We start from the raw sequence: 24,194 nt of genomic DNA, 5'->3' as shown, positions 1-24,194 counted from the left end.
ATCATTCCTAGTCTGTGCGCTCATGCGGGCGTGGCGGAATTGGTAGACGCGCCAGATTTAGGTTCTGGTGGGATTCCCGTGAAGGTTCGAGTCCTTTCGCCCGCACCAACGCACCCGCGTCGGCTTATGCCCTCGCGACGCTTGTTGCATAAAGGTACCAGCACCTCAGATAAGCTGGGCAGTATGAGGAGGAACGTGTTGAACATCACCGCTTCTGACGTCAAGGACGCCAAGCTCACCGCTACGGTCACCATCCCGGCCGCCGACGTCGACGCCGCGATCAAGAAGGCCTACAAGGACACCGCCAAGAAGTACCGCTTCCCGGGCTTCCGTGCCGGCAAGGCCCCCCGTCCGGTCATCGACTCCGCTCTTGGCGCCGAGGCTACCCTCGCTCAGGCCACCAACGACCTGATCGCCGCCAACGAGCCCGCCGTCCTCAACGAGCTGGACATCGTCCCCACCAAGAACGGTGACTACAAGGAGCTCGACCTCGCCAAGGATCACGAGGACTACACCTACACCGTCGAGTTCTCCCTGCGTCCCGCCGCTGAGCTCTCCTCCTTCGACGCTGTCGAGATCGAGATGCCCCCTGCGGAGGTCACCGAGTCCGAGATCAACAACCAGGTCGAGATGCTCCTCAACTACCGTGCCACCTTCGAGGACGTCGAGGGTCGCGCCGTCGAGGCCGAGGATTACGTCACTGTCGACCTCAAGGCCGTCGAGAACGCCGACAACTTTGCCGCCGAGGGCCGTATGCTCATCGCCGGTAGCGACAGCAACCCCAAGGAGTTCAACGAGGCCCTGATCGGCGCTAACGTTGACGACGTCAAGACCGTCACCTGGACCGACGAGGTCGAGGAGGGCGAGGAGGCCGAGACCCACACCGTCGAGGTCACCGTCAAGGGCATCAAGGTCCGCAACACCCCCGAGCTCACCGACGAGCTCGTCAAGTCCGACTTTGGCTTCGACAGCATCGACGCTATGCGCGACGCCATCAAGGTCGAGATCGAGCAGGACAAGGCTTCCCGCCTCCCGGCCGAGAAGGAGAACCGTTGCGTCTCCGCTCTCGCCGAGCGTCTGCAGCTCGACGAGATGGACGCCGACTACGAGCAGTCCGTCTTTGAGGAGCTCGGCCAGAACTTCCTGTCCAATCTCGCTGCTCGTGGCATGACGCTGGACACCTGGCTGCCCGCTTCCGGTCTGACCATGGAGCAGTTCATCGGCGACCTGCACAAGCAGGCCAACGACGTTGCCCGTGAGTCCCTGGCTCTGGACGCCCTCGCCCGTGAGCTCAAGATTGAGGTTACCGAGGACGACATCAACGCCGAGTTCGAGAAGGCCGGCGTCAAGGACGTCGAGGCTTCCAAGGCCGAGTTCATCGCCGATGGCCGCATGCCTGCCGTCCGCGAGTCCATCCGTCGCTCCAAGGCCGTCGACCACCTGGTCGAGAACGCCAAGGTGACCGAGGTCGACGAGACCGCCAAGGACGCCGAGTAATTCTCGCCACCTTGCCCGCGAGCGCATGGGTGCGCCCGTGATGGGGTAAAGTTATACACCGGTTATCCGGTTGCTTCGTACGGTGCCAGCCAATGCATAGCATGCGGGCACCGTACGTTTATCTAGAACCAATTTGGTCCGCAAGAGAGAAATGGAGATGCGTATGATCGCCAAGTTCGATTCCGCCCTCGTGCCATACGTTATCGAGCAGACGCCGCGCGGCGAGCGCAGCTACGATATCTATTCGCGCCTGCTCAACGACCGCATCATCTTCTTGGGCGAGGAGATCAACTCCGTCAGTGCCAACCTGGTCGTTGCCCAGCTGCTGCATCTTGAGAGCCAGGATGCCGAGAAGGATATCTCGCTCTACATCAATTCGCCCGGCGGCGAGGTCTACTCCGGCCTGGCGATTCTGGACACCATGAACTTCATCAAGCCGCAGGTCTCGACGATTTGCGTCGGTATGGCCGCGTCTATGGCCGCCGTGCTGCTTTCGGCCGGCGCCAAGGGCAAGCGCTTCTGCCTGCCGCACTCTAAGGTCATGATTCACCAGCCCAGCGGCGGTGCCCAGGGTCAGCAGACCGAGATTGAGATCGTTGCCGAGGAGATCAAGAAGACCCGTCGCGAGCTCAACCAGATCCTGTCCGATGCCTCGGGCCAGCCCATCGAGAAGGTCCAGGCCGATACCGAGCGCGACAACTACCTGACCGCTTCCGAGGCCCTCGACTACGGTCTGATCGACCGTATCGTCACCTCGCGCGATCTCGCCGCGAAGGACGCCTAGGATGGCAGGTAACATGCAGGACAACTTCGACGAGAACGGCAACCCCATCCGCTGCTCCTTCTGCGGAAAAGAGCAGGGGCAGGTACGCCGTCTCGTAAAGGGCCCGACCAACATCTTTATCTGTGACGAGTGCGTCGCCGCCTGTTCCGAGATTCTGGAGGAGTCGCTGGCTTCGGACTTTATGGACGCTGCCCGCAACGGCAAGCTGCCGGGCTTCCTCAACGACCATGGTCAGGCTACATCCCAGCCCGCCGTGGACCCCGAGACCGAGGGCTTTGAGCTCGAGGACGACCGCCAGGTCATCACGCACGTGCCGACGCCGCACGAGATCTATGACGAGCTTTCGGCCTATGTTATGGGTCAGGAGGACGCCAAGCGCGCCATGTCGGTGGCCGTGTACAACCACTATCGCCGCGTGATTGAGGGCGGCGCCGCGGTGTCTGCCTTTGACGACGGCATGGGCTCGCAGTTCGACGACGATATGGACGAGGTAGAGCTCGCTAAGTCCAACATTTTGCTGCTCGGTCCCACCGGTACCGGCAAGACCCTGCTCGCCCAGACGCTTGCGCGCATCCTCGAGGTGCCGTTTGCCATCGCCGACGCCACCGCGCTTACCGAGGCAGGTTACGTGGGTGAGGACGTGGAGAACATCCTGCTCAAGCTTATCAATGCTGCCGATGGCGACATTGAGCGCGCTCAGGTTGGCATTATCTACGTGGACGAGATCGACAAGATCGCCCGCAAGGCCGAGAACCTTTCCATTACCCGCGATGTCTCGGGCGAGGGCGTTCAGCAGGCACTGCTTAAGATCCTTGAGGGAACGGTGGCAAGCGTTCCGCCCACCGGCGGCCGCAAACATCCCCAGCAGGAGCTGCTGCAGATTGACACGACCAACATCCTGTTCATCTGCGGCGGTGCCTTTGTGGGTCTGGACAAGATCATCGCCGATCGCGTGGGCAACAAGGGCGTGGGCTTTAACTCCGAGATCGCCGGCCCCACCTCGGTCGACGAGAACGACCTGCTGCGTCAGGTGCTCCCGCAGGACCTCAACGCCTTTGGCATGATCCCCGAGTTCGTGGGCCGTACGCCCGTCGTCACCCAGACGCAGGCGCTCGACGAGGACGACCTGGTGTCGATTCTGACCGAGCCCAAGAACGCCGTGGTGCGCCAGTACCGCAAGATGTTCCAACTCGAGGACGTTGAACTTGAGTTTGAGGACGCGGCTCTGCACGAGATCGCCCGCATGGCGCTCGCCCGCAAGACCGGCGCCCGAGGCCTGCGCTCCATCTGCGAGGACGTGCTGCAGCAGACGATGTTCGACCTCCCCAGCGAGGAGGGTGTCGTCAAGGTCATCGTGACCGAAGCCTCCGTAAAGGGCGAAGAACAGCCCCAGCGCATCTACGGGTAAATAGCTTGAATCCAGGCCCCGCGGCAACCACCGCGGGGCCTGCCATTTAGGGACAGGTTTATTTTGGTCGGTTTTATATGGGCAAATGTCGTTTCCCCTGATAAAACCTACCAAAATAAACCTGTCCCTTTTCGGCAGGTATGCCTGTGCTATTCTGTGAGATTGTCAAGTTAGTACCTTCAGACTGAAGTAATCGATACCTAAGGCGTGTCCGCCTGCTTGGTTTTCGTAGATTCCGCACGAGCCGAAGAGCACTTAATGTGCTCTTCGTGCGAGTCAGGACCTGACCGAGCGAAAACCAAGCAGGTGGACACGCCGACGGGCAAGGGAGAGATATATGGAAGAAATGCCCAAGAACTACGATCCGTCGACCAACGAGCCGGCGATCCTGCAGAAGTGGCTCGACGGCGGCTATTACAAGCGCCGTGAGGGCGTGGGCGACTGCACCGTCACCATTCCGCCTCCCAACGTGACTGGCAAGCTCCACATGGGCCACGCTACCGACGACTCCATCCAGGACGCCATCATTCGTATGGCTCGCATGCGCGGTAAGTCCACGCGCTGGGTGCTCGGCACCGACCATGCCGGTATCGCTACGCAGACCAAGGTCGACAAGAAGCTCAAGAGCGAGGGCATCAGCCGCCTGGAGATTGGCCGCGACAAGTTTGTCGACGCCTGCTGGGACTGGACCCACGAGTACGGCGGCATCATCGTCGAGCAGATCAAGCGTATGGGCTGCTCCGTCGACTTTGATAACGAGCGCTTTACCATGGACGAGGACTACGCGCAGGCCGTACGCAAGGTCTTTTGCGACTGGTACCACGACGGTCTGATCTACCGCGGCAAGCGCATCGTCAACTGGTGCCCCAACTGCACCACCGCCATCTCGGACGACGAGGCCGAATATAAGGACGAGAAGGGCCACCTGTGGCACCTGCGCTACCCGTTGACCGAGCCGGTCAACGGCCAGGATTACATCGTCGTTGCCACCACGCGCCCCGAGACCATGCTCGGCGACACGGGCGTCGCCGTCTCCCCGAAGGACCCCGAGAAGGCCGCTTTTGTGGGTAAGACCGTCAAGCTCCCCATCGTGGACCGCGAGATCCCCATCTTTGAGGATTGGCATGTCGACGCCAATTTTGGCTCCGGCTTCGTCAAGGTCACGCCTGCTCACGACCCCAATGATTACGCCATGGGTCAGGCCCACGACCTGCCGCAGATCAACATCTTCGACGAGCACGCGGTGGTCGTCGAGGGCTACGGCGAGTTCACCGGCATGAACCGCGACGAGTGCCGCGAGGCCGTCATCAAGTGGTTCGAGGAGCACGACCTGCTCGATCACGTCGAGGACCTCGATCACTCCGTCATGCACTGCTACCGTTGCGACGCCGCGCTTGAGCCGTGGCTTTCTGAGCAGTGGTTTGTGGCCGTCGACAAGCTCAAGGGGCCGGCGCTCGACGCCGTCAACTCCGGCAAGGTCACCTTCCACCCCGCGCGCTGGACGCAGACCTACACCACCTGGATGGAGAACCTTAAGGACTGGTGCATCTCGCGCCAGCTGTGGTGGGGCCACCGCATCCCCGTGTTCTACTGCGAGGACTGCGGCTGGGAGGACGCCCTTACCGAGGACACCGACGTGTGCCCCAAGTGCGGCGGCCACCACGTGCATCAGGACGAGAACGTGCTGGACACCTGGTTCAGCTCGCAGCTGTGGACCTTCGCCACGCAGGGTTGGCCGCAAAAGCCCGAGCTGCTCGAGGGTCATCACCCCACGACGGCGCTGGTCACCGCGCGCGACATCATCGCGCTGTGGGTCGCCCGCATGGTCATGAGCTCGCTGTACTTCCTGGACGAGGTGCCGTTTAAGGACGTCGTCATCTACCCGACGATTCTTGCCAAGGACGGCAGCCGCATGTCCAAGTCCAAGGGCAACGGCGTTGACCCCATGGATCTCATTGGCATGTACGGCGCCGACGCCATGCGCTACAACCTGCTCACGCTGTGCACCAACAACCAGGACGTCAAGTTCGACGCGAACATCGACAAGAAGACCAAGAAGCTCATCGACAGCCCGCGCACCGAGCAGGCCAAGTCGTTTGTGACCAAGATCTGGAACGCCAGCCGCTTCCTGCTTATGAACATGGAGGGCTACACGCCCGGCGAGCCCGTTGTGGAGACGCCGGCAGACGCCTGGATGTTCAGCCGCCTGGCAAAGGCCGTCAAGATGGTCACCGAGGGTATTGAGAACTACACCTTTGGCGACATGGCCCGCGGCGTGCAGCAGTTCTTCTGGAACGAGGTCTGCGACTGGTACGTCGAGGTCACCAAGGCCCGCCTGAAGGGCGAGGGCCGTCTGCAGGCGCAGCGCAACCTGATCTTTGTGCTCGATACTTCCATTCGCCTGATGCACCCGCTTATGCCGTTTGTTACAGAGGAGATTTGGGACAACATGCCGGCGAGCGTGCTCGACCTGGATGCCGAGGGCAACGTTGACCGCGCCGAGGCGCTCATGATCGCCAAGTGGCCCGAGCCCGCCGACTACGCCAAGTATGTTGACGAGGACGCCGAGCGCGCGTTTGAGCTGTGCCGCGCCGTCGTTTCCGCCGCCCGCGCCACGCGTTCGCGTTATCGCTTGAGCCCCAAGGCCGAGCTTGACGTTGTCGTGCGCGCCGGTGCCGAGGATATCGAGAAGCTCGAGAGCCTGCGCTCGACCATTGAGCCGCTGGCCAACACCGCTTCGCTGGTCATGGGTACCGACGTTGAGAAGCCGGCTGCGAGTATTGCCGTGGTCGACAGCGGCGTCGAGGCCTTTGTGGTGCTCGAGGGCAAGGTTGATCTTTCGGCCGAGAAGGCACGCCTGGAGAAGGAGATTGCCGCGGCGCAGAAGGAGCTCGCCGGCTGCGAGAAGACACTCGCCAACGAGGGCTTTGTGGCCAAGGCCGCGCCTGCCGTGGTCCAGAAGAAGAGGGACCGTGCAGCTGAGCTCAAGGAGATCCTGGCGGCGCTGACTGCTCAGGTTGCTGACTTCTCGTAAGCGTTACTGGGGGACGCGGTTTGGGGCTTTGCTCGCTACTGCGGACAGTCCTGCTCGCACGAAGGCCACATTAAGTGGCCTTCGGCTCGTGCGGAACTTGTATCGAGCAAAGCCCCAAACCGCTCCCATAGCGATTACGGGGGTGTCCGGTGCCTGATAGGGCCACTTGGTTGTGGCCTTGATTCTGCTGCAAGCGGTGTTTGGCTGATATTTTGAATGGGAGGGGCTCGTTGTTGCTTACGGGCCTCTTTTTATGTTGAGGGGACTTTGGCTATGGCGAAGCGTTCTGGGTTGTATTCGGTGCCGTTCTCGTTTGAGTTGCTTTCGTTTGATGAGGCTGTGGGGCTTGCTGCTGATACGGGGCGGATTTCTGGGGATGCCGGTCCTCTGCTCGAGACAGTTGTCGATATGCTCGATGAGCTGGGGCGTCCGGACGAGTACTTTGATTGCATTCAGGTTGCCGGCACCAATGGCAAGACTTCGACTACGCGTTTTTCGGCTGCCATTCTTCGCGGCGAGGGGCTCAAGACCGCGCTGTATACGTCGCCGCAGCTGGTGCGCTATCCCGAGCGCATGGAGGTTGACGGGCGCGTTGTGAGCGACGAGGCCTTTGCCCGTGGCGTTTCGGCGGCTGTCGAGGCGGGGCGTCGCGTGAATGCGCGCCGTGTGGCGGCGGGGGAGCGTGCCTATTCCATCACGCCGTTTGACCTGCTGACGGCCGCTGCACTTGTTGTGTTTTCCGAGGCTCGCGTGGATGTTGCCGTGCTCGAGGTTGGTATGGGCGGGCGTTGGGATGCCACAAGCGCGACCGATCCCGTCGCCGTTGCCATTACGGGCATTGGGCTCGATCACACACGTATTTTGGGCGATACGCTCGAGGCCATTGCGGGGGAGAAGGCTGCGGTCATTAAGCCCGGACGCCTGGTTGTTCTGGGCGAGGGCACGCACGAGGCGAGTGTTCAGCGCGTGATGGATGCCCGTTGTCGCGAGTGCGGCATTGTGCCGCTCGTGGTGAGCCACGCCATGACTAAGGTGCCGGCGAATGTGGGCGACACGGTTGAGTTTAGCTGCACCACGCCGCGTGCAATCTATACGTCGAGCATGGTCAAGCCGGCCTATCAGCCGCAGAATGCCGCGTGCGCGATTATGCTTTGCGAGGGGTATTTGGGCCGCGAGCTCGACCACGATGCGCTGGATGCATCGCTTATGGGCTGCCCCACGCCGGGTCGTTTTGATGTGCTGGGGACCGATCCGCTCAAGCTGATCGATGCCTGCCATAACCCTCAGAGCTGCGAGAACTTTGTGAGCGCGCTGGACGAGATAGATCCGTGCGTCGAGAATCGCCCCACGCTGCTGTGCGCCGCACTGGCCGACAAGGATGTGGCCGGTATTGTCGATGTTCTGATTCCGGCCTTCCCGCGTGTGGTCGTAACCCAGACCGATTCCGATCGCGCCCTGCCGGCAGAGGAACTTGCTGCCCTGGTGGACGCCAACAAGCTTGCCGGTGTGTACCCTAGCGTGCCCGAGGCTCTCGCGGCTTTTGACGCCGTGGGCGAGTCCTTCGTTGCCGCCGGCACCATCACCCTAGCCGGCGAAGTAGCCGGCCTGCTCCGCTAACCCATCCCCTCATCAGTTGCGGTGAAATAGGGACTGTTTTATGGGTTAGAAGTCTTAAACAGTCCGTATTCCACCGCAGCTCAAAAGCAGCCAATTTGGGATGGGGCTATTTTGGCTGTCCTGTGCCCCGAGTTGACTCGCTCGCCACTAAATGGGCCTATTTACTACGTTTGACCGGTTACACTCGACCACACGGAAAATCGTGAAATCAAAACCGCAGGTAGACGGCTTACTGGTTTTCAAAAAAGACCCGCATGGTCGACCCATGCGGGTTAAACGTAGTAGATGGGCCGTTTTCGTGGCGCGGCGTAATCGCAATGTGACAAAGGGACCGCCCCGTTGTCACATAGATACGTCACCTGATTTCTCCCGTTTACGAAGCCATTTATGCCGCTTAACCTGTAGCATATTGCAAACCTCCATCGGCGAAGGATACGCTCAACTTAACTTGCCAATCGGACCAGTGCTGTTTGGTCCGTTGAGCGTGTCGGGAGGAAACATGAACAGAAGGCATGTCAACGCGGCCATTACCGCGGGTTTGGCTCTGACGATGACGGTCGGCTCGGTGCCGCCGCAGGCGTTCGCCGAGATGATGCAGGGTGATACTACCCAAGTCGTTGCCGAGCAAAGCGATGCGACGGGTGCGGCTGCCACGTCTGCGGACACCGGTCAGGCAACCTCGCAAGACCAGAGTGAAGACAAGATCGCCTCTTTTGCCAGCCTGAACGAGCTACATGTTGCCGAGGGATCCGACGCCACGCTGCCCCAAACTGTAACGGCAACCTACGAGAGCGGTACCACCAAGCAGGAAAACGTCATCTGGAAGCTGAACGGCGCCGATGCTCCGGCAACCTTGGCGCAGCTGCCTGCCGGCTCGTATGAGTTTGAGGGTACCGTCGACGGCACCACGCAGACGGTCAAGCAGCGCGTGGTTGTCGAAGCTGTTACGGCGGACCCGGCAGTGGTAGATCCGGCGGCAGTAAACGCCCCTGATGTCACAGAGACGAGCAACGAAAGTGGCATTACGGTCGAGTCGATCGACGCCAACCCGATTCTGGAAAAATATGTCGGTGCCGATTACTACGGCCAGATCCAATCTTCGAGCGTTAAGGTAAAGCTGTCGGATGGCACCGAGACCTCGGCGTATGTTGATTGGGACGAAAAGTCGCAGACGGCATTTGATACGGCGACGGAGGAATCCGAAGTCCCCATTACCGGACAGATTACCGGCGTTAGCGTGAACAACAACTGGATCACGCTCGCGGAGCCGTACGAAGTGAGCGGTGTACTTAAGGTGTACGTTCCCCGTTCAACCAGTAATGGCTCATGGGTATGGACTGCAGCTGGTATTGCTCCCGCGCTTCCGTCCAGCATTTCGGTCAATTATTCAAATGGTCAATCTTATACATGCCCTGTTGAGTGGAATGAGATCTCGGCTGATCAGTACCAAAAGGAAGGAACCTTTGTTGTCGAGGGACATTTGAAGAGCTATCCCTCTATGCTCGCACAGTGCACGGTCGTAGTCCGCTCTGTTAAGAGCGTCCAGACCGAGTTGACGTGTACGACCCTAACTGGTGAGGTCCCGTCTCTGCCGTATTCTGCTTCGGTTGTCTTTGATAGCGGGGCCACCGAGCAGATCCCGGTGTCTTGGGATTCTTTCGACGCGTCGCTTTACTCTAAGGTGGGCTCGTTTACGGTTAAAGGTAAACTAAACGGTTTTGATTACCGTGAGGTTACCTGCACCGTTACCGTCAAAGATCCTAAGGACGTACTCGATCTTAATTCTCTGAGGTTCGAGCGCGTGGTCGGCGACATTTCTCCTTTTAGCACGTATGTCTATTTCCCGTTTACGCAGTCAAATAACACTACATACACCCAAGGTTATCAGGTTAATTGGGACAACGCCGACGTGTCTCAATTCCAAAAGGCAGGCACCTATACGGTCACGGGCACGCTTGTGACATATAACGAATCTTCAGCCGCTAATGGCCTAAAGGTAACTGCTCAGGTCGAGGTCAAAGAAGTTGCCTCTATCGACGCTCTTGCTCCCGTTAACACGCCCGTCGGCGTACGTCCTACAACGGGCGGCGGTCTTCCCTACAGCGTTGAGGTTGCATTCACCGACGGTACAAAGAAGCAGTGCAACATTGCGTGGGACCCTATTTTGGACACGCAGGTGGCAAGTGAGGGGTCGTTTAAGCTTTCCGGTTCGCTGTCGTATTGGACCAATACCTCATCTTCATCGTCTACTCAGGTGGAGCTGGGTGACAGCAACCGAGTCACGGCGACCATCTCCGTCCGCGCCCTGCAGATGCCTTCCTCGACATCGACAAGCACGCTTATCGGTTGCCAGCCTAATATGCCGGGTTCAATCGAGGCCACGATGTGGAATGGCTCGCGAGGCAATTTCCCCGTTCAGTGGTCGACGATTAGTCAGGACGCCCTAAAGAACCTTGGCCAGATTACGGTTAGCGGATATTTTACCGGCTCTAACATTCCGGCTACGGCGACGGTCAACGTCTGCGATCTCGAGGACAGCAACATCGGCAAGATTGCTTATGTTCCCGGCGCCGGACTTCTGGCTCCGCGCTACACATCCACGCTGTATTTGTCGGATGGCAGCTCGTTCTATCCCCAGTATTCGTCGGGGCAGCCTTATAGCTGGGATGAGTTTCCTCAAGAACTGCTGGACGGCAAGCCTGGCGAGTACGAAATTACCGGTACTATCACTGGCTCGCTGGCGAAGGTCAACGCGATCGCGGTGTGCAGTGAGGTCAAGGGCGTCAATAACTATAGCGAGAATGGCGTGACGCTTGGGCAGTCGTACGAGGACTGGCGCGTTATTTACCCCGGTGAGGAAGTCAATCTGGACTACTTCTACGTGTCCGGCGTATTGCAGGATGGAACGACTTTTGACAGTCTCGGCGTCAACTGGGATACCTACGATAGGTGCCCCCAGAAGGACTGCACGATTACCGGAACGGTCGCCGGAACGAATATCCCCGTGAAAGTGCACGTCATCGTGACTAAAAATTGGGAGGCTCAGCCACAAACCATTACAGTGCTCAAGGGCAGCGACGGCACCGCCATGCTTCCCGGCTATGTCGAACTTATCAGCCCCGATGCGGCAGAACATCCGGACTATTCGCACAAATACGCCGAGACCAAGTGGAACACGAAGGGCTTCGATTGGACCCAGGGCGGCGTGGTACGCGGCACTGCAACAATTAGCTTTAATGCAGGGTACGGCATGCAGACTGTCGACGTTCCGATTACTGCCACCGTTAAGATCGCGAGTAAGGCAACCTCGGTTCAGGGCGGAACCATATGGACCGTCCCCGGCACCAAGCCGATGCTGCCGGAATACCTTGAGGTTCGATACGACAACGATGTGTCTTCTGAGCCCCAGCGCGAAAAGGTCACATGGGACCGTGTCGCCGAAGACGCTTATGCCAAGGACGGTTCGTTTAAGGTGAAGGGCAAGCTCCAAGGTGGTGCCGAGGCGACAATCACTGTTGACGTCTGTTCCGTCATCTCCGTTGCCGTTCCTGAGCGCATTAATACGGCCAGCGGTGTTTTCCCCGAGCTGCCGTGGAATGTCTCGGTTGCCACGAGTGACGGCAAAACTCATAATGCCCAGGTTCAATGGGATTACGTTCGTCCCTCGGTTTATACCGGAGAGCCGGGTCAGGTCACGACAGTGTCTGGCACGCTGTTTGCAAGCGGCCTCGACGGATACGGTGACGGCACTAACACCGGTCTCACTGTTCAGACCAAGATCGTTATCCAAGGCGTTGAGAAGGCAATCGATAACGGCGAGACCGCAGTGACCACCAAGGCGGGCACTGCGCCTGCTATGCCGTCCAAGATGGCGGTCGAGATGAGCGACGGCTCCGTTTCGACGGCGGCTATTGATTGGGATCCGATCGCGCCCGAGAAGTACGAGCGGCCTGGCACGTTCTATGCGACGGGCCATGTGGTCGGCTTTGATGCCGCTGCCGTTATGGCGCTGCTTGACGATGACGGCCAAAAGGTCGGCGTGGATGAGAACGGCAACGTGACTGCCAAGGTGACGGTTGCCGATAAGAAGGCAAAGAAGGTTGCACTGCAGCCCGAGGCAGTCGTGGTCAACACCACGGTCGGATCGATGCTGGAGCTGCCAGATGCCGTGTCCGTATATTTCTCGGATGGCTCAGCGCGGGATACTCGGGGCAGTTTAGGCGGCATCGAGATCGAAAAGTGGACCGACACCGACGGCATCGACCTCTCCAAGCCGCTCGCCAAGAAGGGTACGTATAAACTCGTCGGCAAGCTCAAGGATGTCGACAACGTCAACGCTATCGTGTACGTCAACGTCTCCGAGGCGCCGCGAACCATCACCAAGCTCGAGGCCAAGTCGTTTAGCGTTGCCAGTGGTACGTCCAAGCAGGATCTGTACGCCCAGATGCCCAAGCAGGTTGTGGCGACTTACTCCGACGGCTCGACCGATTTGCTCGACATTGACGTGTGGGATCTTTCTAACGTCACGGCCGAGCTGCTCAACCGAACCGGCACCGTGGAGATTACGGGCACGGTTAAGCTCAACGGCGCCAAGGTGACCTGCAATGTGACCGTGGTGGATCAGGATGCCCAGACGCCCGACCACGTCGAGCCGATCGATGTAATTGAGATTGTGGACAATGCCAAGGTCAGCGACCTTATGGATAAACTGCCGTCCAAGGTGACGGTTGTCATGAAGGACGGCAAGACCAAGAAAGAGACGCCCGTTAAGTGGTCTCAGGTCGACAGCCTGGGCCGTGCCGGCACTGAGTTTGAGGTCACGGGCCTTACGGACAACGGCATGACCGTTAAGGCTCAGGTCAAGGTGACGGCGCATATCGTGGGCTTTGATACCGTTGACGAGATTGAGGTCGAGCGCGATACCAAGACAGCTGATGCCTTGGCCAAGCTGCCCGACACGGTCACGGCAATCTACTCTGACGATACCGACTCCGAAGCCGATGTAACGTGGGATACCAAGGGCCTTTCCGACAAGGACTTTGCCAAGGAAGGTGAAGTTACGGTTAAGGGTACGGTTGCCGGTACCGATCAAAAGGTTGAGTGCACTATCAAGGTCGTCAAACCGCTGCGTGAGATTCCTGATCACCTGGCTGGTACGGTTGACGCTGTGACGCTCGACGACGGGGCGAAGCCCGATGCCGTTGTGGCAGCGCTGCCCAAGACCGTGAAGGTCGCCATGAAGGACGGATCCGAGGTCGATTCGAAGATCGACTGGACTGCTCCCAAGGAGGCCGTCACCATTAAGAATGACGGTACAAGCTTTGTCGTTACGGGCAAGACTAAGGTCGGCAATTATGACGTAAACGCTACGGTCAACCTGGTGCCGGTCGTCGAGAGCATCGCTGGCGTCAAGCTTTCGGTTGCCCGCAACACGGCTGCTGCTGACATCGTGCTGCCTGCCCAGGTGACCCTCAACATGTCCGACGGCTCGACGAAGACTGCCGCCGTTACGTGGGATAAGACCCCGCTTACGGCAGATGCCTTGGGCAAGCTGGGCGATGTTGCGCTTGAGGGCAAGGTAGAGGGCACTTCGGTTAAGGCCAAGTGCACGGTCACGGTCGTGAAGAGCAATGCTGAGATTCCCGCGTTCGTTGAGCCTGTCGCGGGCGTTAGCGTTCCCGAGGGTTCGTCTGCCGACGCCGTGCGCGAGGCGCTCAAGGGCGTTAAGGCGACGGTCCTTATGAAAGACGGTAAGACGAAGGTGGAGTCCGAGGTTACGTGGTCTGAGGTTCCCGCCGCGGCTGCGGCGTACGGCAACAGCGTCGTCGCCAAGGGCGTGACGGTGAACGGCAACCTGCCTGTCGAAGTTGTCGTCACCTCCACGACGACGATCAATAAGGTAGCCGATGTGCCGCAGATTACGGTTGAGCGCGATGCCAAGGCCGACACCGTGACGGGGCAGCTACCCAAGAAGGTTGCCGTGACGTACTCCGATGGCCACACGGATGAGGCCGTGGTCACATGGAATACGGATGGCCTGGACAAGCAGCTTCCCTCTGTCGGCGAGTACACGCTCGAGGGCTCCGTTGAGGGCACGACGCTCAAGGCGACCTGCAAGCTGGTCGTCGAGACGCCAGCAAGCGAGATTCCCGTGAGGCCTGCGACGTTCGCTCCCGTTGAGGTGTTTGAGGCAAGCTCTGCCGCCGATGTGCTGAAGGCGCTGCCCAAGAAGGTCTCCGTGATGATGAAGGACGGCAGCCAGGAGGACTACGACGTCGATTGGGAGAATGTCCCCACACTGGATTGGGGTGCCGATGATGTGACCGTGGGCGGTAAGGTTCGCGGCACGGAGCTTACGGTCAGCTGCATGGTGCGCGTTAAGCCGCGCCCGGCGGCCAAGGGCCTCGTTATCGTTGACCAAAACGGCAAGGCCACGACTGCCGAAACCGTGCTCAAGGTAGAGCGCGGCAAGGCAATTGACCTTGCTGCCGCGGCGAGCAATGCGGCTGATGGCGCGCTGCTGCGTGGTAACGTGACGTGGACCTCGTCCGACCCGACGACCGCTACGGTCGAGAACGGTAAGGTCAAGGCCCTCAAGAACGGAACCGTCGTCATTACCGCGACGATGCCCGTTGACGGCGACGCCGCGGTGATTGCGACGCTTGCCGAGGATGGCACTGTGGAGACGCCGGCGCCTCAACAGCTCACTGCTTCGGTGACCGTTGAAGTCGTTGAGCCTGTTGTTGTACAGGAACCGACAGGCGGCAAGGATAACGGTGCCAAGCCCGATGCCAAGGATTCTTCGGGCAAGAAGGATGGCAAGAAGGCCGCTAAGGGAAGCCTGGCCGAGACGGGCGACAATACTGCCGTGACCGTCGCGGCGCTTGGCGGAACCGGCCTGCTGGCTCTTATCGCCGCAGCGATCGAAAAGCTGCGTCATCGCGCAGAGTAGCGTCGAGAGCGTAGCGCTTTAGGTCACAAGAAGGCCTCCAGGTTCTCGTTGGGGAATCGGGAGGCCTTTCGTTTTGCCATCAGGGCAGCTAATTTGGGACGGGGCTTTTTGACTATCCTGGTCCCCTTGGCAGTTGCGGTGAAATAGGGACTATTTTATGGGCTAGAAGCCTTAAGCAGTCCGTATTTCACCGCAACTTAGTTTGGGGACTTGGGGATGAGGTTAGCCTAAGCGGACCGGATCGTGGGGGTAGGCGTTGAGAATCTCGACGCCGGACTCGGTGACCAGGGCCAAGTCCTCGATGCGGACGCCGGTGCGGCCGGGGAGGTAGATGCCCGGCTCGATGGAGAAGGTCATGCCCGGCTCGACAACCTGCTCGTTAACGAGCGAGACGTCGCCCGGTTCATGGTCCTGCAGGCCGATCGAGTGACCCAGGCGATGCGTAAAGTACTGCCCATAGCCCTCGTCTTCAATCACATCGCGCGCGGCACGGTCCAGGTCGCACATACGCACGCCTGGTGCGATGAGCGCCTCGGCAGCCTCGTTGGCGCGGCGCACGATATTGTAGATACGCGCGGTCTCCTCGTCCGGCTCGCCCCAAAAGAACGTGCGCGTCATGTCCGAACAGTAGTTGCAGCGGCGTCCGCCAATGTCGAACAGCACCACGTCGCCGCGCTTGAGCACGGTGTCGTCGGGCTCGTGGTGCGGATCGCCGGCGTTGGCGCCAAAGCTCACGATTGGCGGAAAGCTAAAGCCCTCGCAGCCGTGCTTGCGATACAGGCCGAGCATCTGGTCGGCAATTTCGCGTTCCGTTACGCCCTCGTGGACGAGTTTGACCGCCTCGGCCATCACGGCGTCGTTAGCGGCCGAGGACACGCGCATAAGCTCCTGCTCGGCGGCATCCTTGTGGGTGCGCGCGGCGGTGACGGCAAAGTCGCCCAGGAAAAACTCGCTGGCGGCGTGGCGCTCCATGAGGGGCATCAAAAAGCCGGAGCGCATGACGGTGTCGATGCCGAGCGGTTTGGTCGGGTCGATCTCACTCGCGATGGCGTCGGCCACGACGTCGGTATCGGTGTGGTAGGCGACGCGGGCATTGTCATACTCGGGCAGCTGATGCAGCGCGTTGACCAGGATCACCGGCTCGGCATTGCGCGCGAGCAGCACACCGCAAAAACGCTCGAACATATCGGCATAAAAGCCGGTCAGGTAATAGATCGACCATGGGTCGTTTACGAGCAGCTGTGCGCCGGGGTGCTGAGCCTCGAGCGCATCGAGCACGCGCGCCACGCGCCGGTCATCGACATGTGCCATGAAACATCCTTTCGCTAGGCTGCCACCATGGTATCCCAAGCCCGGCACATAGGGACGTTCCTTTTATGCCGGCACTTCGGGACACTCCTTGGCATGGCCGGTCTAGCGAACGTTCGGGCAAAAGTAGCTAAAAGAGGCCCGTCCCAAATGGGCTGGTTTCAAAAGTATGGCGGATTACGGGGCTGGACCTGTATTGCTTGACCATGGGAAAAATCGCGAAATTAAAACCGCAGGTAGACGGCTTATCAAAAATCGATAATTGTCGGTATGGATGGGGATCTCCGAATCAGCCCCGTAATCCGGCATAGTTTTGAACTGACACTAAACTAGGCACAAGCTAAATACCGATTCCAAGGATAGTTGCGGTGGAATAGTTCCTAGATGCCGGGGTTTTGGCGGAAATCAGGAACTATTTCACCGCAATTGAGGAGGGGTGGGATGGATGGCAGCGTAACTAAAAGCCCCGTTCTAAATGAGCTGCTTAGGCTGGGTCGATGTCCATGCTGGCGATTAGGTTGATGTTGATGTTGAGGAGGTCGGGGAGGACGACGTCGCCCATGCGGATGGGGGCTTTGACGATTAGGCCGCGGATGAGGGCCATGACTTGGGCGTGGAGTTCTAGCGGGATTGCCTCGACCGTGCGCACGGGGAGCAGGACTTCGTCGCCGCCGGAGACGGCCACGGTCGTCGTGAGCACGCGCATGGGGCAGGTGAGCTCCTGATGCGCGAACTTATCGCCGCGCGGGCAGTTGTTGCCGGTTACGGAGCGCACTTCCACCACGGCGCCATTGGCGTCGCGCTCTACCTCTACGGTCAGGATGCATTCGGATGGGCAAGTGGTGCAGTTGAACTGCAACGTCTCGGTCACTTTCGTGCTCATGAGCTATGCCTCCTCGACGGGATCGACGGATAGGACAATCTCGTTGGCACCCAGGTCGAGCGCTTGTTTGATGACCTTTGCCGGCAGTGGGAAGCTTTCCATAACGCTCGGCTTAAATGCTCGGACCTTGCCGGCCAACAGTTCCTCGCCGTCGGCCAAGATCCTCACGCAGGCGGCGTCGACGGGTCGGCGCACGCGGAAGTTGAGCTTGGTGAGCGCCACAGCCGTAATACGTTCCGGCAGCGCGTATCCCGCAATGCCGGCAGGGGAGACGGTGAGCTCGCAGTCCGGAATGGCGCTCGCGCCGGTCCCCATCGCGTACGCCGCTGCAGCTGCGCCAGCCCTCTCGGACTCGGTCGTTACGTTGTCGGCCAGGTCGTGCACGTGCAGCACGTTGCCGCAGGCAAAGATGCCCGGCACGCCCGTCTGCAGGCTCTGGTCCACCACGGCGCCGTGCGTGCGCGGGTCCAGCTCCACGCCCGCGGCAACCGAAAGCTCGTTCTCAGGAATCAAGCCCACCGAAAGCAGCAGTGTGTCACACGGAACGATGCACTCGGTCCCCGGAATGGGCGCCAGGCGCTCGTCGACTTGGCTTACCTCGACGGCTTCCACGCGGTCGTGGCCGATCACACGTGTGACGGTGGTGGACAGATGCAGCGGAATGTCAAAGTCGTTCAGGCAGTTCTTCACATTGCGGCGCAGGCCGTTGGCGTATGGCATGAGCTCATACACGCCCTCGACCGAAATTCCCTCGAGCGTGCAGCGACGTGCCATGATCAGCCCGATATCGCCCGAGCCCAAAATGACGGCACGCGAGCCGGGCTTGAGATTTTCGATATTGATGTATCGCTGCGCCAGGCCGGCCGTAAACACGCCAGCGGGACGGCTGCCGGGGATCTTGATCTCGCTGCGCGTGCGCTCACGGCAACCCATGGCAAGGACGACCGCGCGCCCGGTGAGCTGTAGCATGCCGTCGCGGCTCATGAGCGTGACGGTATGGGTGACGCCATCTTCTGCGCTCTCGTCTGCACCCGACGCGCACTCGCCTGAATCAATCCCAATCACCATGCTGTTCAGGAATAGCGCAATGCCGGTTGCGTGCACCTGGTCGATAAAGCGCTGTGCATACTCGGGACCGGTGAGCTCCTGTTTAAAGTGCGACAGTCCAAAGCCGGGGTGGATGCACTGGCGCAGGATGCCGCCCAGGTGCTGCTCGCGCTCCACGATGGCCACACGTGCGCCTGCCTTATGCGCGGCCAGCGCGGCCGCCATGCCGGCAGGTCCGCCGCCGATAACGACCACGTCGAAGGCTTGCGTTTGTACGGCTTCGACGACGCTGCAATCAATCTCGCTCGATTTGAATTTCGCCATCCTAGCGCACCCCCTTCAGCGGTCCCTCAACCAGCCAAGATCCGGCATCTTCCAACAGCACCTCGCTGGGGTCGCAGCCCAGCTCGCTGGCAAGGATCGCAACCACGCGGCTCTGGCAAAAGCCGCTTTGGCACCGACCCATGCCGGCACGACAGCGGCGCTTGACGCCCTCGACCGAAACCGCGCCCGGGCGGCGTCGAATCGCGGCCACGATCTCGGCCTCGGGCACCGTCTCGCAGCGGCAGACAATCTGGCCCCACGCGGGATCGGACTCGATCAGCTCCTTCTTGCGCGCAAGCGGCGCGCGGTCAAAGTCGTCCGGCGCGTGGCGAATCGGATCCCAATCCGCCCGCTCGTGCAGCTCCACGCCCGCCTCACGCATCACAAGCTCCATGCGCTCGGCAATTGCCGGCGCGCTCGCCACGCCTGGCGACTGAATGCCTGCCGCTTGGAACAGCCCCGGTACCACGGCCGACTGTCCAATAAAGAAGTCGTTCGTTCCCTTTATGACCGGGCGTCCGCCGGCAAACGCGCGCACCACGCGGCGCGTGTCTAGATCGGGCACCAGTTTGCGCGCGCCGGTCAGGAGCGCGTTGACATCGGTCGCGTAGGTCTGTGTATCGCCGGGCTCGCGCACGGCGGCCGTCGCGGTAATCACGGTGTTGCCATGTACGGTGCCCGTGACGATAACTCCCTTGGATACCGGCGTGGGAACGGGGTAGAGCGACATGAGCGCACGCGGCTCCTTGTCCAGCACTACGATGTTGCCCTGGCGCCAGACCATCTGGAACTCCTCGGCGCCCGCCATATGCGAGATGTCAGCGGCGCCGTTGCCCGCGGCGTTGATCAGGTAGCGGCAGCGCACGTTGCCAGCGGGGGTCGCCAGCGTAAAGAGCACGTCGTCGCCCGAGCCCGCGACTTCAATCGCCTCCACCGGCGCAGACCGCATAAACGTCACCCCATTGGCCACGGCGTTCTCCAGCGCGGCGATGGCAACCTCAAACGGGTCGACAAACCCAGTCGAGGGGCACCACAACGCGCACGTTGCAGAGGCACTGGCGCGCGGCTCAAGTTCGTGGATGCGGTCGGGTCCGACGATCGACAGCTCGGGTACACCGTTGGCAAGGCCGTTGCTGCGCAGCTTTTCCAATTGTGCACAGTCCTCGTCGTTAAAGCCCAACACCATCGACCCGGTGCGGCAGAACAGAAAGCCCAGCTCCTGCGCCCACCTACCGTACAACTCACAGCCACGGGCGTTGACCTGCGCCTTTACTGTGCCCGGTGCCGGATCGTAGCCGGCGTGCACTAGGCCTCCGTTGGCCTTCGATGCGCCCAGCGTGATATCGTTGGCCGCCTCGACCACGCAAATGGACAGGTCAAACCTCGCGAGCTGCCGCGCGATGGCGCATCCGGTGATGCCCGCGCCCACAATCGCGATATCAAACGTTTCTGTCACGGTGCCTCCCAGACAAGTTGACAGGATGTCAATAAGACTATCCTACGCTGTGCGCACATCCGCTACGGCGGCAATGCGGCGAACAGCCCCGCAACACCCGCCAACGGCAGACGAGGGGAGACCCGGCAACGTCGACAACCTCGTCTGCCGGCTACCACGTTGAAGTTATGTCTCGATCTGTAACATCTAGACCCGGATTTCGCTCCTAACTGTTACAGATTGAGATGTTTGTGTCCGCGCCGGCCCCGCCCCTAGCCGTGGTCCCATATAAACAAACCCCGTGGTAAACTTGACCGGACTGTTAATATTCCGAAAGGTACACCCCAATGTCCAAGTACATCTCCGAGCTCATGTCGCCGCAGCTTATGGGCGTCGTCTATGCCTTCGTTGGCTTTATCATCGCCCTGTATGTGCTGTCGGTCGTCTATGTGTTCATCGACGCTCGCCGCCGCGGCGCCAGCGCCTACGTGGCATGGGGCATCATCGCCCTCATCCCGTTTGTGGGCCTCATTGCCTACCTGGTCCTTCGCCCGCACTCCTACGCGTCCGACCGCGAGGAGCAGGAGTTGGACATGGCCCTGCGCGAGCGCCAGCTTGCCCAGTACGGCACCTGCCCGCAGTGCGGCGCGCCCATCGAGAAGGACTTCGTCGTCTGCCCGGTGTGCGATACCCAGGTTCGCAACGTCTGCCCCAGCTGCCATCGCCCGCTCGATGCGCACTGGAAGGTCTGCCCCTACTGCCGAACTCGCATCCAGTAACGCATCCATCGCCGGGCCGGCCGCAAGCCACGGGCACCGCGTCCCGCGCAAGCCACACGCGCCACCCGCCCCACACGATGAAGCATGCGTAGAAAATCGCCCGCCGTGCCATTAAGGTGCGGCGGGCGCTTGTATACCAAGGCAACCTGCCTATAATGATGCAAGTCAAAAACGCCGAGCGCATCGCACGCACTTGCATCAGGCATCCGAGAGGAGAAAACATACCCATGAAGGCACTCTACAATGACGGTTCGGTGGCCGAGCTCCCGCAGGACGAGGTCACGCACGTCATCCGCCACTCCGCCGCGCACATCATGGCGCAGGCCATCAAGCGCCTGTACCCCCAGGCCGACTTTGCCTACGGCCCCGCGACCGACAACGGCTTCTACTACGACGTCGACCTGCCCGAGGGCGTCAAGATCAGCGAGGACGACTTCCCCGCGATCGAGGCCGAGATGAAGAAGATCGTCAAGGAGAACCTCAAGTTCACCGTGTACGAGAAGCCCCGCGCCGAGGCCATCGCCCTTATGGAGGAGCGCGGCGAGAAGTATAAGGTCGAGCACATCGGCGACCTGGACGACGACGCCCGCATCACCTTCTACCAGCAGGGCGACTACATCGACATGTGTGTCGGTCCTCACATCTGCTACACCAAGGCCCTCAAGGCCTTTAAGCTCACCGGCGTCTCGGGCGCCTACTGGAAGGGCGACAAGGACAACAAGATGCTCACCCGCATCAACGGTGTCGCCTTTGCCACCAAGGAAGAGCTCGACGAGCACATGCACATGCTGGAGGAGGCCAAGAAGCGCGACCACCGCAAGATCGGCCGCGAGATGGACCTCTTTATGATGCGCGACGAGGCCCCTGGCTTTCCGTTCTTCCTGCCCAACGGCATGATCCTTAAGAACACGCTGCTGGACTACTGGCGCGAGATCCACCACAAGGCCGGCTACGTGGAGATCTCCACGCCGCTCATCATGAACAAGCAGCTATGGAAGACCTCGGGCCACTGGGATCACTACAAGGACAACATGTACTCCACCGTCATCGACGACGAAGAGTACTGCATTAAGCCCATGAACTGCCCCGGCGGCGTGCTGGTGTACGCCTCCAAGCCGCACTCCTACCGCGAGCTGCCCATCCGCGCCGGCGAGATTGGCCTGGTGCACCGCCACGAGCTGCGCGGCGCCCTGCACGGCCTGTTTCGCGTGCGCTGCTTTAACCAGGACGACGCCCACCTGTTTGTGCGTCCCGACCAGCTGACCGACGAGATCGTGGGCGTGGTCAACCTCATCGACTCCGTGTACCAAAAGTTTGGCTTTAAGTACCACGTTGAGCTTTCCACCCGCCCCGAGGACTCCATGGGTTCGGACGAGGACTGGGCGCGCGCCGAGGAGGGCCTGCGCACCGCTCTGGAGCAGCTGCACATGGACTACGAGGTCAACGAGGGCGACGGTGCCTTCTACGGCCCCAAGATCGACTTCCACCTGGAGGACTCGCTCGGCCGTACCTGGCAGTGCGGCACAGTCCAGCTCGACTTCCAGATGCCGCTCAACTTTGATCTGGAGTACGTGGACGCCGACGGCACCAAGAAGCGCCCCATCATGCTGCATCGCGTGTGCTTTGGCTCCATCGAGCGCTTCATCGGTATTCTGATTGAGCACTTTGCGGGTAAGTTCCCCACCTGGCTGGCCCCCGTGCAGGTCAAGGCGCTTCCGGTCTCCGAGAAGAGCCGCGACTACGCCCACGAGGTGTGCGCCAAGCTGGAGGAGGCCGGCATTCGCGTGGTCTGCGACGACCGCGACGAGAAGATCGGCTACAAGATTCGCGAGGCCCGCAGCATCGACCGCGTGCCCTACATGCTCATCCTGGGCGAGAAGGAGGTCGAGGCCGGCAACATCTCCGTCCGCGATCGCTCCAACGAGACCGTTCAGATGACCGTTGATGAGTTTGTTGCCAAGGTGACCGAGGAGATCAAGACCCGCGCCTAAGGCAAACTTCACAACAATTAACAAAGGCGACCGTCCACACAGGGCGGTCGCCTTTTTTCATGCCGAAATAAGAAAAGCCGCTGGTTGAGCGGCTTTTTTTGTTGCACAAAAAGGTACAGGTTTTTATAGAGGGGTATGGAGATGCACCTACTAGCAGTACATTTTGCGCAATCTGGGCAAACGCTGATTAATTGCTCGTATAATGTCATCTGTCGAAAGATACAAAAACCTGTACTTTTGCGACTGCGCCTAGCTGCGAGCGAGAAGCCTGTTCTAAACGCCCCTGCATTTGCGTGCATCGCAAAACCAAAAGAGGGGGCGAAAACATGGAACAGACGGCACGGCGCCAAGAGCAGCTGCCGGGCGCATTTAACGGCGCCACCACCAACAGCCAGCACGGCCGCGTCCGCTGGTATCTGGTCCATACCCCCCATGGAAAAGAGCGCGAGATCTGCGAAAAGGTTCGCCGCATTATCCCGCACGAGCTGATGCAGGACGCTTTTGTAATGCAAAAGGAGTTCTGGTTTAAGCGGGACGGCGCCTGGTCGCTCCAAACCAAACCCATGTACAAGGAATATTTTTTCGTCGCCACGCACGATGCCGCCGCGCTCGATAGGGCCTTGGCCCAGTTGAGCTTTGGCTGTCGCATCGCCGGAAGTAGGGAGCGGGCGTACATGCCCATGCCCGACGATGCGCAGGACTGGTACCGCAGCGTGTTGGACGACGACGGTGTTGTGCGCAACAGCGTAGCGCGCATAGAAGACGGCGTGTTGCACATAGAGCAGGGTCCCTTGGTGGGGCAAGAGGCCCGCGTTAAAAAGATCGACCGCCATAAACGCTGGTGCCTGGTAGACGTGGGCGAAGGTAACTCCGCATTTAGGGAGCTGCTACCGCTCGACGTTCCCAGCAAAACGTAAGGGAGACGTCGCACTGGCAATTCGTTCGCATTTTTGAATTTACCGATTGGGGGATCCCTGGGGAACGGGGATGTATTTTTGACTGTGGCTGCTAAAGAAGTAACAAAGAGCTGTGCGCCTGCGGGGGCGGCACTGATTGCCCAGGCCATGGACCGGCGTGAGGACGCCGGTCGCTACAAGGCCATGCAATCCATCATGGACTGGGATCGCTCGCGCCT

Annotated in this window: 13 protein-coding genes and 1 tRNA gene; 10 read left to right on the top strand and 4 right to left on the bottom strand. The window is 60.3% G+C overall.

The genetic code is table 11. The features are described 5' to 3' along the window. Positions 1 to 24: 24 nt before the first annotated feature. The 7 genes from AAA069_RS03535 (at position 25) to AAA069_RS03505 (ending at position 15,292) form a co-directional block, all read left to right on the top strand. Positions 25 to 108: transfer RNA gene (locus tag AAA069_RS03535), tRNA-Leu, on the top strand. 87 nt (positions 109 to 195) lie between these two features. Then, complete coding sequence (gene tig / locus AAA069_RS03530; protein ID WP_349127585.1) at positions 196 to 1,497, top strand: trigger factor; 1,302 nt, start codon at positions 196 to 198, stop codon at positions 1,495 to 1,497. Between the two features lie 163 nt (positions 1,498 to 1,660). Next, entirely contained in the window at positions 1,661 to 2,281 is a 621-nt protein-coding gene (locus AAA069_RS03525) for an ATP-dependent Clp protease proteolytic subunit (protein ID WP_055309566.1), read from the top strand. Position 2,282: 1 nt separating this feature from the next. After that, positions 2,283 to 3,689: an ATP-dependent Clp protease ATP-binding subunit ClpX gene (gene clpX / locus AAA069_RS03520; RefSeq protein WP_349127584.1), complete on the top strand. Its 1,407-nt coding sequence runs from the start codon at positions 2,283 to 2,285 to the stop codon at positions 3,687 to 3,689. Positions 3,690 to 4,026: 337 nt separating this feature from the next. Then, positions 4,027 to 6,723 carry a valine--tRNA ligase gene (locus tag AAA069_RS03515; protein WP_349127583.1) on the top strand — a complete coding sequence of 899 codons (2,697 nt, stop codon included), beginning with the start codon at positions 4,027 to 4,029 and terminating at the stop codon, positions 6,721 to 6,723. 273 nt (positions 6,724 to 6,996) lie between these two features. Next, complete coding sequence (locus tag AAA069_RS03510; RefSeq protein ID WP_349127582.1) at positions 6,997 to 8,340, top strand: Mur ligase family protein; 1,344 nt, start codon at positions 6,997 to 6,999, stop codon at positions 8,338 to 8,340. Between the two features lie 499 nt (positions 8,341 to 8,839). After that, the gene (locus AAA069_RS03505; RefSeq protein WP_349127581.1) at positions 8,840 to 15,292 is read left to right on the top strand and encodes an Ig-like domain-containing protein; all 6,453 of its coding nucleotides are present in this window, start codon (positions 8,840 to 8,842) and stop codon (positions 15,290 to 15,292) included. A 222-nt stretch (positions 15,293 to 15,514) separates the two neighbouring features. On the opposite strand, the gene AAA069_RS03500 is transcribed toward AAA069_RS03505, so the two are convergent. From AAA069_RS03500 to AAA069_RS03485, 4 genes are all read right to left on the bottom strand, one after another. Continuing rightward, the gene (locus AAA069_RS03500) at positions 15,515 to 16,603 is read right to left on the bottom strand and encodes an aminopeptidase P family protein (RefSeq protein WP_349127580.1); all 1,089 of its coding nucleotides are present in this window, start codon (positions 16,601 to 16,603) and stop codon (positions 15,515 to 15,517) included. Between the two features lie 481 nt (positions 16,604 to 17,084). Next, entirely contained in the window at positions 17,085 to 17,483 is a 399-nt protein-coding gene (locus AAA069_RS03495; RefSeq protein ID WP_349127579.1) for a DUF1667 domain-containing protein, read from the bottom strand. A gap of 3 nt (positions 17,484 to 17,486) precedes the next feature. Continuing rightward, positions 17,487 to 18,854 carry an FAD-dependent oxidoreductase gene (locus AAA069_RS03490; RefSeq protein WP_349127578.1) on the bottom strand — a complete coding sequence of 456 codons (1,368 nt, stop codon included), beginning with the start codon at positions 18,852 to 18,854 and terminating at the stop codon, positions 17,487 to 17,489. Between the two features lies 1 nt (position 18,855). Continuing rightward, entirely contained in the window at positions 18,856 to 20,310 is a 1,455-nt protein-coding gene (locus AAA069_RS03485) for an NAD(P)/FAD-dependent oxidoreductase (RefSeq protein ID WP_349127577.1), read from the bottom strand. Between the two features lie 326 nt (positions 20,311 to 20,636). On the opposite strand from AAA069_RS03485, the gene AAA069_RS03480 reads away from it, so the two are divergent. From AAA069_RS03480 to AAA069_RS03470, 3 genes are all read left to right on the top strand, one after another. Beyond that, positions 20,637 to 21,068 carry a zinc ribbon domain-containing protein gene (locus AAA069_RS03480; RefSeq protein ID WP_055251579.1) on the top strand — a complete coding sequence of 144 codons (432 nt, stop codon included), beginning with the start codon at positions 20,637 to 20,639 and terminating at the stop codon, positions 21,066 to 21,068. Positions 21,069 to 21,295: 227 nt separating this feature from the next. Next, positions 21,296 to 23,059, top strand: a complete 1,764-nt coding sequence (gene thrS, locus AAA069_RS03475; RefSeq protein ID WP_349127576.1) for a threonine--tRNA ligase — start codon at positions 21,296 to 21,298, stop codon at positions 23,057 to 23,059. Between the two features lie 326 nt (positions 23,060 to 23,385). Next, positions 23,386 to 23,976, top strand: coding sequence for a hypothetical protein (locus AAA069_RS03470; protein ID WP_349127575.1), 591 nt, complete (start codon positions 23,386 to 23,388; stop codon positions 23,974 to 23,976). The last annotated feature ends 218 nt before the right edge of the window (positions 23,977 to 24,194 follow it).

Origin of the sequence: Collinsella sp. CLA-SR-H006 (assembly GCF_040097075.1) — a bacterium.
Classification (GTDB): Bacteria; Actinomycetota; Coriobacteriia; order Coriobacteriales; family Coriobacteriaceae; genus Collinsella.
Note: the sequence above shows the minus strand (reverse complement) of the source record. Positions and strands in the feature narration are given on the sequence as shown.

What these genes read in the sequence shown, in the direction of transcription:
- AAA069_RS03525 (WP_055309566.1), top strand. Translation starts at nt 1,661, where the DNA reads ATGATCGCCAAGTTCGATTCCGCCCTCGTGCCATACGTTATCGAGCAG.
- clpX (WP_349127584.1), top strand. Translation starts at nt 2,283, where the DNA reads ATGGCAGGTAACATGCAGGACAACTTCGACGAGAACGGCAACCCCATC.
- AAA069_RS03515 (WP_349127583.1), top strand. Translation starts at nt 4,027, where the DNA reads ATGGAAGAAATGCCCAAGAACTACGATCCGTCGACCAACGAGCCGGCG.
- AAA069_RS03510 (WP_349127582.1), top strand. Translation starts at nt 6,997, where the DNA reads ATGGCGAAGCGTTCTGGGTTGTATTCGGTGCCGTTCTCGTTTGAGTTG.
- AAA069_RS03505 (WP_349127581.1), top strand. Translation starts at nt 8,840, where the DNA reads ATGAACAGAAGGCATGTCAACGCGGCCATTACCGCGGGTTTGGCTCTG.
- AAA069_RS03500 (WP_349127580.1), bottom strand. Translation starts at nt 16,603, where the DNA reads ATGGCACATGTCGATGACCGGCGCGTGGCGCGCGTGCTCGATGCGCTC.
- AAA069_RS03495 (WP_349127579.1), bottom strand. Translation starts at nt 17,483, where the DNA reads ATGAGCACGAAAGTGACCGAGACGTTGCAGTTCAACTGCACCACTTGC.
- AAA069_RS03490 (WP_349127578.1), bottom strand. Translation starts at nt 18,854, where the DNA reads ATGGCGAAATTCAAATCGAGCGAGATTGATTGCAGCGTCGTCGAAGCC.
- AAA069_RS03480 (WP_055251579.1), top strand. Translation starts at nt 20,637, where the DNA reads ATGTCCAAGTACATCTCCGAGCTCATGTCGCCGCAGCTTATGGGCGTC.
- thrS (WP_349127576.1), top strand. Translation starts at nt 21,296, where the DNA reads ATGAAGGCACTCTACAATGACGGTTCGGTGGCCGAGCTCCCGCAGGAC.
- AAA069_RS03470 (WP_349127575.1), top strand. Translation starts at nt 23,386, where the DNA reads ATGGAACAGACGGCACGGCGCCAAGAGCAGCTGCCGGGCGCATTTAAC.